Source organism: Oscillibacter sp., from assembly GCF_031978065.1.
In the GTDB taxonomy this organism is placed as follows: Bacteria; Bacillota; Clostridia; order Oscillospirales; family Oscillospiraceae; genus Oscillibacter.
Map to the genome: position 1 here is coordinate 32,108 of NZ_DALZCH010000001.1, position 17,368 is coordinate 49,475.

The following is a 17,368-nucleotide window of genomic DNA, read 5'->3' on the forward strand; positions in this document are numbered from 1 at the left end:
ATTTCGAGCGACTAAAGGGAAAGAAAAGGACAGGTCACCCGCGGTCGTTCAAGGCCTTTGAATATGGCCAAAAATCCTTGTATCATGCGGGTTTGCAGGCAATAAAGGCTGAAGCGACGCGCTATACCGGTAATATAAGAAAGGAGGCGCTTTTACCCCGTATCATAGTCGAAACGATAGAGAATTGATAGCAAATCCCCGTCAAATCTGTCTCATAAACTCAATTTACCCCCCAGCAATTTCCGACTCTTTGCTGCCGACAAAGCAAGGAAACGGAGGTTGCACCTCATGAAGAAGCTTGCCATAGATGAGCTGTATTTGCAGATGTTCGCCACCTATGACGATATTCTTTCAGTCGATGATGTGGCAGTCATCATGAACCTAGACAAGAAGCGGGTGTACCGGATGCTGCGCTCCGGCGAGATCAACAGCATCAAGTTTGACCGCTGGGTACGGGTGCCCAAGCTATGGCTCATCGAGTATATTCAGAAATACGGATTTCAGAGACAACAGAACTTCCACGAGCAGAGACGGGCTGCCGTGGCACTCTACTGCCGAACCCCAAGGAGCCGCAAGCAGATTCAGGAATTCCTCGATTTATCCGACCGGAAATTTTTCCGGGACACCGTACTGCATCCCCTGCTGGAGGAGGGCGTAATCCGGATGACCATTCCGGAATACCCCGGCCACGTGAAGCAAAGGTATGTAACGGTGCGACCTTATGAAAGCGAGGATTCCGATGATGAAAACTAACACAGGAGAAAAAAGCATTTCAGTCCGGCTTGAGCAGCTGCAGTCCTTTGAAAATCATCCGTTCCGGGTGGTGGAAGATAATGCTTTACGCCAGTTGGCTCAGAGCATTAAGGAGAACGGTGTGCTGACGCCCTGCATCGTCCGGCCCAGTCCTTATGGCGACGGTTATGAACTGCTGTCCGGCCACCGCCGGGTGGCGGCCTGCAAATTCATTGGCCGCAAGACCATACCAGCAATTGTGCGGGATTTGGACGATGATGCCGCTACCATTCTGATGGTAGACGCCAATCAACAGCGGGAGAATCTGTTGCCTAGTGAAAAGGCGTTTGCCTATCGTATGAAGTTAGATGCGATGAAGCATCAGGGAAAGGCTACTGAATCATCTTGTGCCCAAGTTGGGCACAAGATGAAGTCCAGAGATATTGTTGCAAAAGAAGCTGGAGAAAGTAGAAACCAAATCCAACGCTACATCCGCCTAACCTATCTGGAAGAAAACCTGCTTCGTATGGTGGATGAAGGCCGCATTGCATTTGGCCCCGCCGTCGAGATTTCTTTTCTCAAGCACGATGAGCAGTGCCTGCTACTTGAAACCATTATTACAGAAGAAGCCACTCCATCCCTCTCGCAGGCTCAAACCCTGAAAAAACTCAGTCAGGAAGGAAAGCTGGACATGGATGCTATTCTCAGCATCCTGAGTGAGCAAAAAGGCAATCAGGTGAATCGGCTAAAGCTTCGGGAAGACCAGCTTCGCAGATTTTTTCCCGATGGCTATACTCCACGGCAGATGGAGAAAGTCATCTTTCAATTATTAGAGCATTGGAACCGTCAAAAAAGTGTTGGTAAGTAATAGGAAATTGATTTTCATGCTTATATCACGCGCAAAATGAGCATCAAAGTCAAGTAATACTGAAACAACAAGCTGACCGGCGGTTTTTATGAGAACAAAGCCGCAGGTCAGCACATTTGTATGATGAATAATCATTAGAAAGGATTCTCACCATGCTTTTTATTTACAATTGAATAAAGATTCAGTACAATGATGCTAGAAAGCTTTCTACATCAAGTCGCTATGACATCTTGGGTTATTGAAATTATATAACCATAGTGTTAGGAGGGCATGCCATGGAATTGGACTCAAAAATTGCGTTGCTGTACGATAAGGACTCTTCTGTTGCCTACAAGAATTTGCAGGAGTTGGAGTCCTTTTCCGACACGGCAGAAGGCCTCTATCCTTATTTTGATGAATTTCTGGCCATGCTTGGAAGCGAAAAATATGTGCTTCGGGTACGTGGGTTTCGGCTGCTGTGCAAACAGGCCAAGTGGGACACAGAGAATAAAATTGATAGAGAAATTGAATCCATTTTGCGTGCAGTGGATGACGAAAAGCCTACCGCCGTACGTCAAAAGCTGACGGCCCTGGAGGATATTGTTCGATACAAGAAGGCATTGCATAGCAAAATAAGGGACAAGATGCTGTCCCTTGATTATCTGCGGTTTAAGGACACCATGCACAGTCTTATAGAGCAAGATATCCAAAGCCTGCTTCAAGTGATGGAACGCAAATAGAGCTTTTGGGTTCAAAACAGAGCAATATATGAAAGGGTGACTTGCGTATGAAGATGCCTGACAAGCTGGCTGGAAATTTAATCGCGCCCTGCGGCGTAAACTGCTTCGCCTGCAGTGCATATTTAAGCGACAAAAAGCCTTGCCCCGGCTGCCGGTCACCTATAGAAGAGCAACTGCGAAAAAGCTGCCAAAGCTGCGTCAAGAAGCGATGTGCATTTGAGCAAGGGCTTAACTGGTGCTTTGAATGTGGGGAATTTCCCTGTTCTCGATTGAAGAACTTGGATAAACGCTACCGAGAGAACTATAGTGTTGACTTAATCCAAAACGGGCTGGATGCCCGTGCGGATATGGAGGAATTTCTACAATCACAGCGAGAAAGGTTTTGCTGTAAGGTGTGCGGTGGAGTAATCGACCAGCACCATCAGACATGCAGTGATTGCGGGAAAGAATAGAGAAGAAAATGATCGGAGGTAGGTATGGCAAAGCTTCGAAAAATGCTGGGAGCGGCTCACTCTCCCTATATCGTATCGTTGATGAGACTGATTGAAACCCAGAGCAAGGAAACCATTGTGAACTGGTGTGTGGACTATGCCCAAAATCATATCCTGCCGATCTACGAACGGGCTTACCCGGGTGATGTTCGTCCAAAAGAGGCCTTAATCGCCCTCCGGGACTGGCTTGCGGGAATGATCAAGCTGCCTGCCGCCAAGCAAAAGATTCTGGCTGCCCATGCCGCTGCGCGGGAAGCGGAGGAAAACCCGGCGGCGCAGGCAGCAGCTAGGGCAGTGGGACAGGCAGCGTCTACGATTCATATGGCTACACACTCGCTAGGAATCGCCTTTTACGGTGCCGCAGCTATTGCGTATGATCGCGTTGGTATCTGTGAAGCCCCTGAGGTTTACGACCGGATTGCCGCTGAGGAATGCGCCGAAATGGAAGCCGCTCTGCACGCCATTGCGGTGGAAAATGAGAAACATCCAGCAAAGATCAACTGGCACTGTTAATATGTTATTGAGGAGGAGAATCTATGGCGTTTGATTATAAAAAAGAGTACAAGGAATTCTATATGCCACCAAAACATCCCGGCATCGTCGAGGTTCCTAAGATGTCGTTTCTTGCTGTCCGAGGAAAAGGAGATCCTAACGAGGAAGGCGGCAAATACAAAAGGGCCGTGGAGCTTCTCTATGGTATGGCCTATACCATCAAAATGAGCTATAAGGGTACCCATCAAATCAAAGGGTTCTTTGAATATGTCGTTCCTCCGCTGGAGGGGCTTTGGTGGCAGGAGGGTATCCGCGGGGTTGACTATTCCCACAAGGACAGCTTTCAGTGGATTTCCCTGATTCGCCTTCCGGATTTTGTGAAGACGCCCGACTTTGATTGGGCTCTGGGAGAGGCAACAAAGAAAAAGAAAACAGACTTTGGGGCCGTAGAATTCTTCACCTATGACGAAGGGCTATGCGTGCAGTGCATGCATCTGGGCTCGTATGATGAAGAACCGGCCACCATTCTCACGATGGAGCAATACGCTAAAGAAAACGGATATGCCATCGACATTACAGATCAGCGGTATCATCATGAGATTTATCTGAGCGATCCCCGCAAAACAGAAGTCTCTAAGCTGAAAACGGTTATCCGCCATCCGGTTCGAAAAGTATAACTTAGGATGAGAGCATAATAAATCACTATAGTTCAAATTATCAGCAGGCCACTTGACCTTATAAAATGCCGGAGGACACATGAAAATAATTCATATACCTGCGCCGCAAATCGATTTGATGTTGTATCAAATACAGCAGCACCCAGCGGTACTGGATGATAAAACCAAACATCTTATAACTACGATGTTTCAAAAAATACAGGATATTACGAACTATGGTAACGATGAGCGGCGTGAGCTATGGATTCCAACTGATCGTGGTACTATTGAGGATTTTGGTGACTTTGAAGAGTATCTGACCGAAGGAGAAGTAAGCAGCCGTGATGAATTTGAGGAGTTATGGCTATCCGAATACCCTGATTCTATAAAGTGGTATAAACTTACCACAACAATCTATGAAAATACAAGTTACGTTTTCCTTGACAATAAGCTTACATTTGAAGTAAAGCCGGAACTGCAAAATAATGATATAAAAGATCACTATGAACTGGCAGAATGGCTGCTCTCGGCTGTGGATAATTGCTTGACCGCCCTCGAAAAGGGAGAGTACAATGCTTTTGTAGAGGATCATTTTCCATTTAGAAAACGTACAGGGAAAATCCTACGCGAGGATTTTTGGTGTATATTCCCGGATGAAAAAGCCGCATATCTAAAAGATATTACGCCTGATGAGGTGAACAGGTTCTTCAATCTTATACAAACACAGCCACCTGATTCCCCGGCTAAGCGCCTCCCCGAGATGACACACAGATTGTTTCTGGACAGCTGCCGTCTGGGATATGCAGCCAACCACTATGCAGGTACCGACACTTTATCATCAATGGAACTGTACCGTTCTCATGCGGATGGCAGAGACGACGGTCTACTGGATATACCCGAAGATTCCCCTGAAGACTTTGCCGCATGGTACCATGATGAAAGGATGCGAAGCGGCCATCCTTGGGAAGTCTGCCGGGGCGGTAACTCCACACATATCTCTCTGTATGCCAGATGCGATAATCGTGGATGGTGGTTTACACTGGTTGGCTCCAGCTATTCCCGGTCCGTTGAAACAGTCAAATTTTATCTGGCGCTGAATGATCACGGAATACCAGCATTCTTGTGTGACGGACAGGAACTCGCCGCTATGCTCGCCGGAAAAGATTACATTGGCATTGTGCCGGAAGAGGTGATACCTTCATATTGCGGCCATTTGTTTCCTAGTGAGAGTATCATTGATTTTATGCATCTTCCATGTGATTATACAGAGAAGATTATAGAGGCTGTAACATGGTATCCGCTGGATAAGGTGACGTTTAAATGACGAAAAAGTATACGGTAATGCAAGATTCACTACATATGCTATGTCTTGCTATTATTCCACATTGAGATTGAGGACATAGTTTATTATATTAGTATGTGGCTTATAAGGAGATGAGCAAATATGGAAATACCAATTATTCCGCTTACAGATTCTGAGAAGCAATTCGAGATAGTCGGAGATTTTTGCACAGCATGGGATGGGCCAATTCAGCTGAACTATGGTGAACGATCACTTGTCATGATGCCTTACGATTATTACCTCGACAAATTTTGCACTCCGGAAGAGGCTAGCCTGCTTGACGCAGAAATATCTGCAAGGGCAAAGTCCGAAGAATAATACAATTTGAATATAGCTTTATAGATTTCCCATGTCACGGATTCCCTTTCTTTATTGGATCATACATCACAAACCAACCACAATAAGGCCACCTGTCAAAATTGACAGGTGGCCTTAATTCATTGAAATTCACTGCGCCTCAAATCCGGCTTTGCGTGTTTCCACTCCAACGTATGCCATGCCCATATCGGATATCGAATACCCGGTGACGGCGGTCCAATATGCTTGCACACTTGCTCTACCATCCAATTATAAGCAGGGCCAAATCCAAACTCCGTAACCCAATCGGATTGCTCTGGAACACAGTGGAATATCTTTTCCGACCGCAATTTTTCATAAAGTGTTTTCGGATGTATCGTCCATAATCGTATAAAGTCCTCCGTACTATTTACCAGTAATAGCGATACAAAACCTCACCATATGAAGGAGCGTATCATTAAACTTTGACAGTGGTGTCTTCTCAAATAATAATTCCCTCACAGTGGTCGATTTCGTGTTGAATAACCTGCGCCGTCCAACCGGTGAATGTCTTGAAGCGAGTCTGAAAGCTTTCGTTTTGATACTGCACCTTGATAGACTTCCACCGCTTGATTTTCCGTGTGCCGGTCAGAGAAAGACAGCCCTCCTCCGCCTCGTAAGGCTCTGCCTGCTTAACAATTTCCGGATTGAACATCACCATATAGCTGCCATCGTTGTCAAAGGCGATGATGCGTTTGTTAATGCCAATCATGTTGGCAGCCATGCCCACGCAGCCGTCCTTGTGGGCGACTAAGGTGTCCAGCAAATCCTGTGCAACTGCCAAATCAACATCTGTTGCCGGTTCCGCTTTTCTGGCGAGAAGGTCCGTATCCCGCGTAATCTCCTGTATCATAGCGTTCTCCTGTGCAGCTCATTTTCTATTTGTATCCGGGACAACTCCATGGCCTGGATGGTACTGCCGTAGCGGTTATATTGCCCGCTGCCCGGTTCGTACTTCGACCGTGCTTTTTCGCATTTGCGGATGATGGAGGCCAGAGGCTCCAATGCTGCGGTGAGAGTTTCGTCGGAATCCTTTTCCACATATCCACCACCAAGCAAAGCTGACCCAATTTTCAGGGCCTGAATGCGGTTTTTGAGCAACGTGTGTTGCGAGGTTCCTGGGGCAAACTTAGGTTGTGTCTGCTCACAGCGTGCAATGATCGAAGTCACCACCTTTAGCGCATCTGCCCGTTCCTGCTCTGTCATGCATGCTCCTCCTCCCAGCTTTGCAAAAGAGTCAACTGCTCCGGCGTATGAAACCAATGCTCGCCATTTTCCATGACGGTCAGCACACAGCTAAAGCGGTGGACAAACTCATCCACTGTGGTGCATCCAGTCAGGTTGTCCTTGTCCGCATAGAGGATGGCGGTGTTTGTATTCCAGGAGGTAATGGGATGCTCCTTTGCATATTGAAGGTAGCGCCAGGACAGGGTTTCTCCCAAATCGGTGTGGATTTCACCCTCCTGCTCCAGCCGCTTTTCATCTGCTTTTGCCCAGAGCATCATATTGCGAATGAGCTGTTCCATATCCAATATCGGGGAGACAAACAGCGCTTTTTCCAACGGCTCCCTGGCGAAAGCCTGCATGGAAAACCAAGCACCGATGCTGGTAGCTCGCAGAGCGATATGAGCCCAACGCTGCCGGGCATATGTCAGCATGGAACGCAGCTCCGGCACAACATGCCAAGGGTCAAAGTCGGGCTTGCCACTCTGGCGTTCCCCATGCTCGGGCAGGTCGATAGCCAGCACCTGCCACCCCTTGGGGCACACAATTTCCGCAAAGACTTCGCCCTCTTCCTTGCAGCCGCATTTGCCGTGGACGAATAGCCAGACACGGTCAGAACTCTCGCCGTATAATACGGCGGGAATAATATCAATTTGAAATTTTATCACATTCATAGGGATCCCTCTTTTAGCTGCATCACAACCTACAATTTGCTCTTATTTTCTCATCATAGCACAGGTTATCACAGACCACAACCCGCCTACAATATGGTCGCCTGTCAAAAAGGGCAGGTAGTCGTATTGAGGCTGTTTTTAGTAAAAACAGCCGTCTTGGTAACTTTAGTTTTTAACCTGATGGAAGCTGTGCGTCGGTTTTCTTATTTCTTCCTTCCGAGAATAGTAAATAAGGGATAACGATGTAGAACAACTATATAATGCTATAATACTCAAGCTGTCTGTCATTTTGATGATAGGCAGCTAATTTCATTAAAAGGGAGAATATTATGGCATCCATCGTTCAAAGAAACAAAAGTTATGCGGTTGTCTATTCGGAAAAATTAGAGGGAGGCTCAAAGCAAAAATGGGAGACCTATCATTCAAAAGAGGAGGCCGAGAATCGGAAATGGGAGATTGAAAACGCAGTACCATTTTTAGGTATACCGCCTAAGCTTAGTTCATTATCCGACTTAATTAAAGAATATATTTATACCTACGGAGAAATCAGATGGTCATATAGCTCATACACCATCCGAATTTCTCTTATAAACCGGTACATTTTACCTCAAATAGGGAACTTGAAGCTATCAACGATAAATGGCCGTTTACTAAGTAGGTATTTTCACAAGCTTTATGGTCTTAAACCCATAGATAGCAAGCACAAACCCTCCAAGACTGACATTTTAACAGGCAGCACAGTTTATGACATTTATAAATTGCTTCGCAGTATTTTTAATCAGGCGGTCATTTGGGGTGTGTATAACGAAAGTCCATTAAAAAGCGTTACTATCCCAAAACATATTAGTGCCACACGAAATATTCTCAGCATGGATCAAATCAAGCAAATAGTTAGTATTGCAACGAACCAAAATACGATGCTGTCAATTGCAATACAGCTTGCTTTTGTGGGCTCACTTCGCAAAGGTGAAATTTTGGCTTTGTGTTGGGACGATATTGATTTTGAAGGAGGTTTTGTCAATGTAAGAAAAGAATTGATCAGGGTTTCAGTAAAGTCTATTAATTCGGTAGCATCTCAAAAAGTGATTCATGTTTTTCCGACTCAAAGTTCAAAATGCAACACAAGGCTTGTTTTTAAAATACCTAAAACACCGGCGTCTATTAGAAAAGTTTTTTTGCCGGAAGCCCTATTGCGGATGTTGTTGTGTTGGAAAAAAGAGCAGGAAGACAAAATACTTTCTAAACTCTATAATCTGATATTTACAGAAGGCAAAGGACTTCCGCTCCAGACGGAATGGGTTAACAAGCATTTTGACAAGTTACTTATTGAGCATAATTTCCCCAAAGTGGTGTTTCATAGTTTGCGTCATTCCAGTACAACGTACAAATTATTAATCAGTGGAGGTGATCTCAAATCTGTCCAGAGTGATAACGGGCATGTAAAGCCGGACATGGTACTCAATGTTTACGCTCGGATTCAAGACGAACAGAGAAGGGAGATGGCATTGCAAATGGAAAAAGCATTTTATGCATAAAAATGCTGCTAACACCTTTAGCAAGGCGTTAGCAGCTAAGTTTTTGATTGGCGTTTTCAAAGAGGAATCGAACGTAAAAACATACTCTTAGGAGGAGTATGTTCTGTCCAATTAACTTTATCTGTCCAATTATCTTAGAGCGCAATATAAACTAAAGGAGGTGAATTGCCATGCTGCAAAAGGCTATTGATAAATTATATAACAGCAACGATTTATTTGAATTGGCCGGTAGTATAGAAAAGCTTTTATCGGCTATAGATAGTGTTCGCAACAAAAACAAGGTGTTGAGAGAAATCTATGGTAATCTATACTTTGGCTGTACGAGGCAACCTCAGCCGTTTTCTATTCTTGAAGGCAAAGATGCCTCCATCCCTTATTTGATGACTTATTGGAGATTTCATGAAACTTATAAGGATAATAAAAAATGCCTTCAAGATATCATCCATACAATCCATGCAAGCATGTTGCCTCCACAAAAGTCGAGAATCTCAATAGAAATGATCCAATCCCTGATAGCCCTTGTCAATGATAAGTTTCATTTTCAGCAAAAGGTATTGGAAGAAACTCCATTAGAAATACTGCTCATTGATCATTCTCATACTGAATTGGGAGCATATTATGTTGCCATTTTAACTGAGGATTCCCCAGAAAGCATTGAACTCACGGATAAAATTTTTATTCCATATTTACGGCATGAAATTAATTTCCCCCAGGAATTTATTTTTCTCCATGAGTTAGGACACGCTCTCCATACAAGAGCAACCAAACAACTTATGACACCACCGGATTCCTTTTTGAATGTTTTAGAACGAATATTTCCTAAAGCAGTCTATGAATCTGATACTATAAAAGCGGAACTGTTTGCAGACAGCTTTGCCATTGCTGCTTTGCATAATTCGGATTTTTCTCAATATGACTCGGTAATAAAGGAAGAAGATCGACTGTTTTTAATTGGCTACATGCAAAATTTGATTGAAACTACTTTTTGAAGATATTAAAACAACAGAATCTAAGAATAAGCGAAAATAAAAGCCAGACAGAAGAGATACTTTGGAAATTACAAGTAAAGGATAATTTTCTATATAGAAAACGTATAGGGGAAATCTTACGTAAAGATTTCTGGCGTATATTCCCTTAGGAAAAAGCCGCATATCTGAACGGTATTACAAGGAGATGAATACTTTACATGACTTTTCCTTTTGAGCATTGGATGCGTATCCGCCCCAAAAGCGCCATCGAATGGCTCAAACGCGAGATCCGCTGTCGCACCCGGGTGGTGGGGACTTTCCCAGACAGCAACTTAGCGCTCATGTTGGTCTGTGCCGGACTTCGGCATGTGGCCGATACTCAGTGGGGTAACAAGAAGTATATGAATATGAAGCATTTGGAGGCAACCATGGACAACGACTTTTTTTGCTGATTGACCTCATTATATTTCAGGCTGCAGACCAATTTGCGCAACTTATTCTACCTTATTGGATCTTTTGGATAAGACTGCTAAAAATACTATTGAAAATGACACATCACAGCCTTGAGAGTGTCCTCTCAAGGCTGTGATGTGTCATTAGGTTAAAATAGATACACCTTTTATATGGTTAAAGCTGTGTGCCATTCATTAAAACTTAAAAAAATTTATTTCAGCTGTTTTAAAATCGTGTAGCGTTTATTTGAAAAAACGCTAACGTAAAGCTCCCAATTATTACTGTGTCCACCAACAATAATTAATATAGGTTCAGGGCACTTTAATTTAGAATTATGTGCCAAAGTAATCATTTGACTAATATCTGTGTAACTGGGATTTGTAGAAGCATTAGGATGATAGTGCCATTCTCCTAAATAAAATTGGTCTTGATCCCAAGCGGCATCTAAAAGTTTTTTCAGTCCACATGAGCTTCTGTGAAAATTACATCTGGCATGTTTAGAGTTCTTTGGAGGTTCGGTTATTTGTAAAATATTTGCCGCTGTTTGATTTAAACAGTAATTGCCTATTAATATGCCCCCGGTTTCATAAGGGTTAGCTCTTTCGCAATATAAAAGCATTTTTTCATATGCTGCTTTAGAAATAATTATATTGTATATCTGATTTTTATCTTGAAAAAAACAAATTATCCATCTTCTTTTTTATCCACCATTACATACCCCTCAAAAAATCCGTTACTTTCTCTCTGTTCATATACAAGTGAAAGCATTTTTTCGGATTTTGATAGAATATAATTTTCAATTGCTTTCACAGAGGTTGCCGCTGCAATCCAAATATCATCACTTCGCCCAGAAAAAGTAGGATGCCAGCAACCAGTCCCATCCCTTGGTAAATGATAATCATCGTATAAAGCCTTTTCATTGTGCAAGTAAGGCGAAATCAATTCGTAAAAATTATTAAAATTCATAATATGATTATTTGTGAGTGCAATATATAAATGCTTTGCTCCCAAACCAACAGATATTGAAGCCAAAACATGTTTTCCTTTCAAATTAATGTTTTGGAAAATATTTAGAACGCTATTTTCTCCTGTACAATCAATTATTATTGTATCGTTTATTACCTCAACATTTGCATGTGGATTTAAAGAATTAAGGTAACTGCATAGTGATAGTTCTTTAAGTTCACCAATATTGTTTAAATTTAGGACATGACGGGATAAATTTCCGACCTTAAATATGTCGGAGTCTACAATAGTGAGATTATATATCCCCGAGCGTACAAGTATTTCTCCTACCGATGCGCCAATACAACCTGCTCCAACAATCAACATCTTTTTTCGTATTTATTTCACCTCACCATACCTTTCCAGTAGTTTGTTGTGTGATGTCGTTTCCTGTGCTATAATTATCTAATCTAGGGGGTGGTACAATGCTGGCGATGACGGAAACTCCAATAGAACAATTTTTGCCATTATTTGCGCAGGCTGGAGTTGGGGTTGCATTCTTAGTCCCTACTCCAACTGGTTATCATAAATCCATCATGGATGCGACAGCACCTGTGCGCGATTTGCTTTTAAAATCCAATGTACACAATTATCAAGTTCAACATCAAGGGCCTGATAGTAAGGTTATGATACCTGCTCATTTTGTCAATAATGACTCTTTAACCAATACCCTTGCATCTCTATACCGTCCGGTTACGAAACAGGGCGACCCTCGTATTTGGTTTCAGAATTTGAAGCGGTATTGTACACCACGCAATTTACTAGCCTTGATTGTCATACGGGGCGAAATTTACGTTTTCAATCTATCCAATGTGCGAATTGCCAATTCCCTTTTCCGTGGTGGACTTGCATATAATATTTTGCAAGAAGCTGCTCGCCACGAAAATGCTATTGCAGACGAACTGTTGGCTAAGATTCAGGAAATTCACAACTGCGGATTTCTGCGTTCAATCACCCCCGGTGATCCGGGTGTGGGTGATACTTTGGAACATGCACTCGGCATAGCAAGGAATAATAATCGAGCACCGGATTATCGTGGTATAGAACTCAAGTCGGCTCGATTAACACGGAATGGCGCCCGGCGAGCAACAACAAGACAGACATTATTTACTAAGGTACCTGACTTTGGAAAAACTTATCGAGAAATAGTAGAGGCTTTTGGTAAATGGCAGACACCTCGTGGTGCGACGGTGGAACGTCTTCAACTTTATGAGACCTTTAAAGCTTCCAGACCAAATGCCTATGGGCTACTTCTTGATGTAGATGAAAACAACGACCAACTAAAAATACTTTCTCAGGGCACTGTTGCTAGATCGTTTGTTTCTGGTTGGAATCTACAGACTTTACGGGATGCGCTACTTGAAAAACACCATGAAACCTTTTGGGTAAAGGCAATATCAGAAACAAGAAATGGTGTAGAGTACTTTCGGTACGACAAGGTTCTTCATACAAAGGGTCCAAATGCTACTCTTCTTGCGCCGTTGTTTGCTGCAGACAAAATTACTGTTGATTTAGCGGCACATTTTAAACCAGATGGGGCTTGGCGCGACCATGGAATACTCTTTAAAATGTTTCCTCAAGATTTATCAATGCTGGTTGGAAATCCGATTGAATATGACTTATAAAAAGCAATGCAGCCGTTTTTTCAGCGGCTGCATTGCTTCTATTTAATCTTCTTTAGAATTTCCAGCGCTATGGCGTGTGCCATCAGAGGCGGGACTGCGTTCCCTACTTGTGTATACTGTGGCGTTTCCAGTTTTCGACGATCTCCGCCAGTGGTTCGTTTACCTTGGAATACAAAGCTATCGTCAAAGGACTGCAACCGTGCCATCTCACGTACAGTTAATGATCGATCTGCACCATAGTGTGCGAAATCATCTCCAATAGTTACAATCGTAGTGCTTGGCTTATCCGCAGCGAGACAGGAGTAGTTTCGCTTATTTGTACCTGTTAACAGACTGTTGTTAGGTTCTTTTTCTCTTGCAACAGTGTAACTGCCATATTTACGAATAAGTGCATATCTTTTCTGAACATCCGTATTGTGATTTGATGTTTCATGATTAGCAAGTTCAGAAGTCTGAAGTGGCAAATTAATCATTTCTTCAGCAGAGTTGGCAGGTGTGTAAATTGGTGCAACTGCTGGAAAGCGTGTAGGATTTAACCTTCCTTGGCGGCTCCATTCGGCATATGTTTTTGTTTCCGCATAATGGCCAGTTCCTTTAGGGTGTTTTCCCCCAAAAATACTTCGCCGTATATTTCCGGGATCACTAGCACGGAACTTATTGTAATACTTTGCATTGTATTTGAGTGCTTTCGCGCCAATTCCAATAAAATTCAAATCACCAATAGCCTCTGCCGCACACACCTTTTCGTCATCAGAAACAGTAGCAGGAATCTGGTTAATCATTTCTTGATCGTTGCGACAACCAATGAATACCACTCGCTGACGATTCTGCGGAACACCATAGTCAGAAGCATTCAACAGAATTGGAGAGTCAACACGATAAAGTTGCGTTTGGTGAATTGTTTTCTCCAATTTCGCAAATATGGATGGTGATAAATTAGGCTTGACGATACTGACAATGCGATGAATTGTATCCATGGTATCTTCACACAAGATCTCAATTGCTAGTTTCGTTTTAATTAGTACTTCATGTGTTGCTTTATCTGCAACACGAGTGCACAATGAATCAAGTGCATCATTGCAAATTTCAATAATTTCTGTAGCATCAAGATAATCTGTAATTTTATCAAATCGCTCCTTATAAACGCTTCGATTTAGATGACTCTCGTTGATGCACACCTTAAGTTTTCTTGAAATGATGTCTAATTCTTGTTGTGCTTTAATCAAGTTTAATGCTTGACGCACAACGTTGCGATCATCTTCGCTGATTACTTTATTATTGCGAAATGCATTAACAAATCGCTCTGCCGTTTTGTTGACGTAGATACATAGTTCAGGACTATCAATAGTATTCTTTTCTGTTAAAATAGATTTCAGTAAAAAATCCCTTTCGGAATCTGTGTATTTCTGACTTTGTATTTTTTTCAGAATGGATAAATAGTCTTCTCTACGAGCATCTGCTGCATCGTGCTGTGCAATCGCAATATTCAACTTATCAAGAGCAAGCTGAAACTCAAAACCGTTAGCAGTAAGTACACTAGCAAGGCCATGTCCATCAGAAAAAAATTTGTAAAAATCTTTTAGATGATCATAGTCTACAATATTTCTTATTTCACTTAAAATACGTTCTTTGATTTTGCCATGATCTTTAGTTAATATACCGGAAACGTTTTCCATAACAAAGTATTTAGGCTTTATAACTGAAATAACTCGCAAGTAATATGCAAACAAGTCATCTTTTTTGTCATTTTTTCTACGTTCTCCTGCCAAACTAAACGATTGACAAGGAGGACCTCCAACGAGCACATCCACTTTGGTTTGACCATATTTCTGCTCTATTATAGTGCATAACATCTCAATGTAGTCAGGGTCAGTGATGTCTTTCGTCAAAAATTCAGTGGGCAAACCAAGCTGCTCATTATATCGAATGCGATGGGTTACTTCACAAGTCGGATTAATATCTCCGGCTAACAAAAAATCATAATAAGAATCCTTATATTCTGCCTGCAAAAAGCCTTCGCTAAAGCCCCCCGCACCGGCAAATAAATCAATAAAAGTCGGCAATTTATGCACCTCCATATGCTGATAGTAACATATATAAATCAAAAGATTTCGGGCTTAATATTAGCATATATTTCTACAAAAGTCCAGGCTTAATTATAACACGGTAGATGTGAAAAGTCCAGGGGGATTTTATTCCAGTTTTATGCAATGATTTAAGGCAAATATAGTATTTCATCCACCATATAGCAAATATGGGTTAGGGCTTTGCACTTAGGGTGGTGGGATTTTCTCGCCGCCCTAAAATGTTTTTTGTTCAAAATCAGGTGCTACATCCGGATACTTCGTTTTATGAGAGCGGGTATAAAACAAAGGGTTCTTATTATGCCAAAATAAAAAGTAAAAACATTTTGAGTTTTTGGAGAAATCAGCATTGTTTGCTCATGTTTACTATGTAAGACCACAATAAAGTGGTTGAACTGCACCTTGACAAGTTCATAGCCGGATCCGGGAGTTATACGGGGTTGGGGGACAGTACGCCATGACATCCGCATGGATTGAGCGTGCCCACCAATTGGATCGCGCACAGCGCAGCCCGAGGAAACGAGTATACGTGGCGTAACGAAAGCGGCACAGGAAATGGCCCGGAAGCTGAGCAATTGTTTAACCAGAAGGCTTAACAAATCGTTTTGATCGAAAGGGGGGTTCTTATTAATTGCAAACGAGATGCCTATAAGCACCTGTTCCGGCAGTACCCGGATGTAATTGACGTATATACCCTTCAAAAGATGCTGGGTATCAGCCGCCATCACGCCTATACCCTTATCACTTCCGGGCAGATCAAAGGCCGGAAGGTCGGAAAATCATACAAGATTCCTAAAGTCTATGTGATTGACTTTCTGCTGCAAAACGATGACGCCGACACATTGGTGCAAAAGGAAAACTTCTGATATGCTGTAGATGTCGGCAGCAGAGAGCATCACCTTACCAAGGAGGCGTTACCATGATAACCGGCAGCATACAGCCGAAAAACGGCAAATATTATGCCGTTCTCAACCTTTATGACCACGCAGGCAAGCGAAGGCCCAAGTGGGTCAGCACTGGGTACACAGTGAAAGGCAATAAAAAGAAAGCGCAGGAGGTACTGAACGAGCTTACACGGCGGTACAGCGCACAGCTGCCGCCGTCAAAGCGTGGCCAGCCCGCCTGCACCAGAACGGTGGATATGACTCTGCTTGATTTTCTCTATGAATGGCTATCCACCCGGAAGCCCCATATCCAGCCAACTACTTATCACAATTACACCAAAATGATCGAGGGGAGAGTATCTGATTGTTTTGGTCCGCAGAAGACGTTGCTTGTAGAACTCAATTATCATCAGCTGGACGATTTCTATAACTCCATCCGGAAGGACGGCTGCTGTGAAAACTCGGTGGTTAAATACTACGCTATGATTAAGATGGCTTTGGACTATGCCATCCGAAAGGAGTACATCCAGATCAACGCAGCAGACCGGGCGGTGGAGAAACCTTCCCGAAAAAATAGGTACAAGCCCAGCTATTACTCCAGAGATCAGCTGAATCGGATGCTCCTGACGGTGACGGACGATGTTCTGTATGTACCAATTCTCTTGGCAGCCTATTATGGGCTGCGGCGCAGCGAAGTCCTGGGCATTCGTTGGACTTCCATCGACTTCGAGAAAAAGACAATCGCCATCGAGCACAAGGTCATTGAAGGAAGCGCTGCGGGACAGGAAGGTTTGCTGCTAATGGATGAGATGAAGACCAAATCCAGCCGGCGGACACTTCCGTTGCTTCCGACACCGGAACGCATTCTGCTTGAGGCAAAGGCCCGCCAAGAGGAGTACCGCAGAGTGTGCCGGAAGGGCTACTGCACAAAGTATCTGGAGTATGTCTGCGTAGACACTCTGGGGAATCTGTTGAGCCCGGCGTTCCTGAGCGCGCACTTTGCTTATCTCCTCGAAAAGCACGGGTTGCCCCATATCCGTTTCCATGATTTACGCCACACCTGCGCTAGCCTGCTCGTAGCGGAGGGCGTGGACATGAAACGCATTCAACTCTGGCTGGGTCACAGTAATTTTTCCACCACAGCTGACATTTATGCTCATCTGGATTTTGCAAGCAAGCGCGATACCGGAGCGATAATCGACAATCTGCTGGATAGGGCAGACCGCAAGGAAAAACAATGCAATGTGCCTTAGCCTTAACCCTATACTTCGATTCAAAGA

At 43.3% G+C, this 17,368-nt stretch carries 20 protein-coding genes and 1 pseudogene; 14 read left to right on the top strand and 7 right to left on the bottom strand.

Annotated elements, in window-relative coordinates; translation table 11 throughout:
- Window positions 1-288: 288 nt before the first annotated feature.
- The 8 genes from RTK01_RS00160 (at window position 289) to RTK01_RS00190 (ending at window position 5,618) form a co-directional block, all read left to right on the top strand.
- Window positions 289-753: a helix-turn-helix domain-containing protein gene (locus RTK01_RS00160; protein ID WP_312279029.1), complete on the top strand. Its 465-nt coding sequence runs from the start codon at window positions 289-291 to the stop codon at window positions 751-753.
- A complete protein-coding gene (locus RTK01_RS00165; RefSeq protein ID WP_312279030.1) occupies window positions 740-1,600 on the top strand; it encodes a ParB/RepB/Spo0J family partition protein in 861 nt (286 codons plus the stop codon). Before RTK01_RS00160 ends, RTK01_RS00165 begins: the two co-directional genes overlap by 14 nt.
- A 275-nt stretch (window positions 1,601-1,875) precedes the next feature.
- The gene (locus RTK01_RS00170) at window positions 1,876-2,319 is read left to right on the top strand and encodes a hypothetical protein (protein ID WP_312279031.1); all 444 of its coding nucleotides are present in this window, start codon (window positions 1,876-1,878) and stop codon (window positions 2,317-2,319) included.
- 53 nt (window positions 2,320-2,372) lie between these two features.
- On the top strand, window positions 2,373-2,771 hold the full coding sequence (locus RTK01_RS16770) for a DUF3795 domain-containing protein (RefSeq protein WP_397352060.1): 399 nt from the start codon (window positions 2,373-2,375) through the stop codon (window positions 2,769-2,771).
- A 24-nt stretch (window positions 2,772-2,795) separates the two neighbouring features.
- On the top strand, window positions 2,796-3,323 hold the full coding sequence (locus RTK01_RS00175; RefSeq protein ID WP_312279032.1) for a putative immunity protein: 528 nt from the start codon (window positions 2,796-2,798) through the stop codon (window positions 3,321-3,323).
- A 23-nt stretch (window positions 3,324-3,346) separates the two neighbouring features.
- Window positions 3,347-3,979 (top strand): GyrI-like domain-containing protein, encoded by a 633-nt coding sequence (locus RTK01_RS00180; RefSeq protein WP_312279033.1) that lies wholly within the window; start codon window positions 3,347-3,349, stop codon window positions 3,977-3,979.
- A gap of 79 nt (window positions 3,980-4,058) precedes the next feature.
- Window positions 4,059-5,282, top strand: coding sequence for a hypothetical protein (locus tag RTK01_RS00185; RefSeq protein ID WP_312279034.1), 1,224 nt, complete (start codon window positions 4,059-4,061; stop codon window positions 5,280-5,282).
- 120 nt (window positions 5,283-5,402) lie between these two features.
- The gene (locus RTK01_RS00190) at window positions 5,403-5,618 is read left to right on the top strand and encodes a hypothetical protein (protein ID WP_312279035.1); all 216 of its coding nucleotides are present in this window, start codon (window positions 5,403-5,405) and stop codon (window positions 5,616-5,618) included.
- A gap of 119 nt (window positions 5,619-5,737) precedes the next feature.
- On the opposite strand, the gene RTK01_RS16775 is transcribed toward RTK01_RS00190, so the two are convergent.
- From RTK01_RS16775 to RTK01_RS00205, 4 genes are all read right to left on the bottom strand, one after another.
- Window positions 5,738-6,013, bottom strand: a complete 276-nt coding sequence (locus RTK01_RS16775) for a DUF3841 domain-containing protein (RefSeq protein WP_397352061.1) — start codon at window positions 6,011-6,013, stop codon at window positions 5,738-5,740.
- A 65-nt stretch (window positions 6,014-6,078) separates the two neighbouring features.
- Window positions 6,079-6,489: a peptide deformylase gene (locus tag RTK01_RS00195; RefSeq protein ID WP_312279036.1), complete on the bottom strand. Its 411-nt coding sequence runs from the start codon at window positions 6,487-6,489 to the stop codon at window positions 6,079-6,081.
- A complete protein-coding gene (locus tag RTK01_RS00200; RefSeq protein WP_312279037.1) occupies window positions 6,486-6,842 on the bottom strand; it encodes a hypothetical protein in 357 nt (118 codons plus the stop codon). Before RTK01_RS00200 ends, RTK01_RS00195 begins: the two co-directional genes overlap by 4 nt.
- Entirely contained in the window at window positions 6,839-7,534 is a 696-nt protein-coding gene (locus RTK01_RS00205; RefSeq protein ID WP_312279038.1) for an alpha/beta hydrolase, read from the bottom strand. Before RTK01_RS00205 ends, RTK01_RS00200 begins: the two co-directional genes overlap by 4 nt.
- 329 nt (window positions 7,535-7,863) lie before the next feature.
- Here RTK01_RS00205 and RTK01_RS00210 point away from each other — a divergent pair, with 329 nt between their 5' ends.
- The 3 genes and pseudogenes from RTK01_RS00210 to RTK01_RS00220 all read left to right on the top strand — a co-directional run.
- Complete coding sequence (locus RTK01_RS00210) at window positions 7,864-9,069, top strand: tyrosine-type recombinase/integrase (protein WP_312279039.1); 1,206 nt, start codon at window positions 7,864-7,866, stop codon at window positions 9,067-9,069.
- Window positions 9,070-9,239: 170 nt separating this feature from the next.
- Entirely contained in the window at window positions 9,240-10,058 is an 819-nt protein-coding gene (locus tag RTK01_RS00215; protein ID WP_312279040.1) for a hypothetical protein, read from the top strand.
- Window positions 10,059-10,246: 188 nt separating this feature from the next.
- Window positions 10,247-10,489: pseudogene (locus RTK01_RS00220) on the top strand (transposase); the annotation flags it as partial.
- Between the two features lie 212 nt (window positions 10,490-10,701).
- Here the strand turns inward: RTK01_RS00220 and RTK01_RS00225 are convergent.
- The gene (locus tag RTK01_RS00225; RefSeq protein ID WP_397352059.1) at window positions 10,702-11,109 is read right to left on the bottom strand and encodes a Mov34/MPN/PAD-1 family protein; all 408 of its coding nucleotides are present in this window, start codon (window positions 11,107-11,109) and stop codon (window positions 10,702-10,704) included.
- Window positions 11,110-11,174: 65 nt separating this feature from the next.
- Window positions 11,175-11,822: a ThiF family adenylyltransferase gene (locus RTK01_RS00230; protein ID WP_312279041.1), complete on the bottom strand. Its 648-nt coding sequence runs from the start codon at window positions 11,820-11,822 to the stop codon at window positions 11,175-11,177.
- Window positions 11,823-11,920: 98 nt separating this feature from the next.
- Here RTK01_RS00230 and RTK01_RS00235 point away from each other — a divergent pair, with 98 nt between their 5' ends.
- Window positions 11,921-13,120 (top strand): MvaI/BcnI family restriction endonuclease, encoded by a 1,200-nt coding sequence (locus RTK01_RS00235; protein WP_312279042.1) that lies wholly within the window; start codon window positions 11,921-11,923, stop codon window positions 13,118-13,120.
- A 38-nt stretch (window positions 13,121-13,158) separates the two neighbouring features.
- Here RTK01_RS00235 and RTK01_RS00240 read toward each other — a convergent pair whose 3' ends face one another.
- On the bottom strand, window positions 13,159-15,183 hold the full coding sequence (locus tag RTK01_RS00240) for a DNA cytosine methyltransferase (protein ID WP_312279043.1): 2,025 nt from the start codon (window positions 15,181-15,183) through the stop codon (window positions 13,159-13,161).
- Between the two features lie 626 nt (window positions 15,184-15,809).
- Between RTK01_RS00240 and RTK01_RS00245 the strand changes: the two genes are divergently transcribed.
- Together RTK01_RS00245 and RTK01_RS00250 are read left to right on the top strand one after the other, a co-directional pair.
- Window positions 15,810-16,070 carry a helix-turn-helix domain-containing protein gene (locus RTK01_RS00245; protein WP_312279044.1) on the top strand — a complete coding sequence of 87 codons (261 nt, stop codon included), beginning with the start codon at window positions 15,810-15,812 and terminating at the stop codon, window positions 16,068-16,070.
- 53 nt (window positions 16,071-16,123) lie between these two features.
- Window positions 16,124-17,341, top strand: coding sequence for a tyrosine-type recombinase/integrase (locus RTK01_RS00250; RefSeq protein WP_312279045.1), 1,218 nt, complete (start codon window positions 16,124-16,126; stop codon window positions 17,339-17,341).
- Window positions 17,342-17,368 lie beyond the last annotated feature (27 nt).

Bases quoted from the DNA above. Each gene is read 5' to 3' on its own strand.
- RTK01_RS00195 (WP_312279036.1), bottom strand. From the start codon at position 6,489: ATGATACAGGAGATTACGCGGGATACGGACCTTCTCGCCAGAAAAGCG.
- RTK01_RS00165 (WP_312279030.1), top strand. From the start codon at position 740: ATGATGAAAACTAACACAGGAGAAAAAAGCATTTCAGTCCGGCTTGAG.
- RTK01_RS00175 (WP_312279032.1), top strand. From the start codon at position 2,796: ATGGCAAAGCTTCGAAAAATGCTGGGAGCGGCTCACTCTCCCTATATC.
- RTK01_RS00210 (WP_312279039.1), top strand. From the start codon at position 7,864: ATGGCATCCATCGTTCAAAGAAACAAAAGTTATGCGGTTGTCTATTCG.
- RTK01_RS00225 (WP_397352059.1), bottom strand. From the start codon at position 11,109: ATGCTTTTATATTGCGAAAGAGCTAACCCTTATGAAACCGGGGGCATA.
- RTK01_RS00250 (WP_312279045.1), top strand. From the start codon at position 16,124: ATGATAACCGGCAGCATACAGCCGAAAAACGGCAAATATTATGCCGTT.
- RTK01_RS00180 (WP_312279033.1), top strand. From the start codon at position 3,347: ATGGCGTTTGATTATAAAAAAGAGTACAAGGAATTCTATATGCCACCA.
- RTK01_RS00215 (WP_312279040.1), top strand. From the start codon at position 9,240: ATGCTGCAAAAGGCTATTGATAAATTATATAACAGCAACGATTTATTT.
- RTK01_RS00160 (WP_312279029.1), top strand. From the start codon at position 289: ATGAAGAAGCTTGCCATAGATGAGCTGTATTTGCAGATGTTCGCCACC.
- RTK01_RS00205 (WP_312279038.1), bottom strand. From the start codon at position 7,534: ATGAATGTGATAAAATTTCAAATTGATATTATTCCCGCCGTATTATAC.
- RTK01_RS00230 (WP_312279041.1), bottom strand. From the start codon at position 11,822: ATGTTGATTGTTGGAGCAGGTTGTATTGGCGCATCGGTAGGAGAAATA.
- RTK01_RS00235 (WP_312279042.1), top strand. From the start codon at position 11,921: ATGCTGGCGATGACGGAAACTCCAATAGAACAATTTTTGCCATTATTT.
- RTK01_RS16770 (WP_397352060.1), top strand. From the start codon at position 2,373: ATGCCTGACAAGCTGGCTGGAAATTTAATCGCGCCCTGCGGCGTAAAC.
- RTK01_RS00190 (WP_312279035.1), top strand. From the start codon at position 5,403: ATGGAAATACCAATTATTCCGCTTACAGATTCTGAGAAGCAATTCGAG.
- RTK01_RS00185 (WP_312279034.1), top strand. From the start codon at position 4,059: ATGAAAATAATTCATATACCTGCGCCGCAAATCGATTTGATGTTGTAT.
- RTK01_RS00170 (WP_312279031.1), top strand. From the start codon at position 1,876: ATGGAATTGGACTCAAAAATTGCGTTGCTGTACGATAAGGACTCTTCT.
- RTK01_RS00200 (WP_312279037.1), bottom strand. From the start codon at position 6,842: ATGACAGAGCAGGAACGGGCAGATGCGCTAAAGGTGGTGACTTCGATC.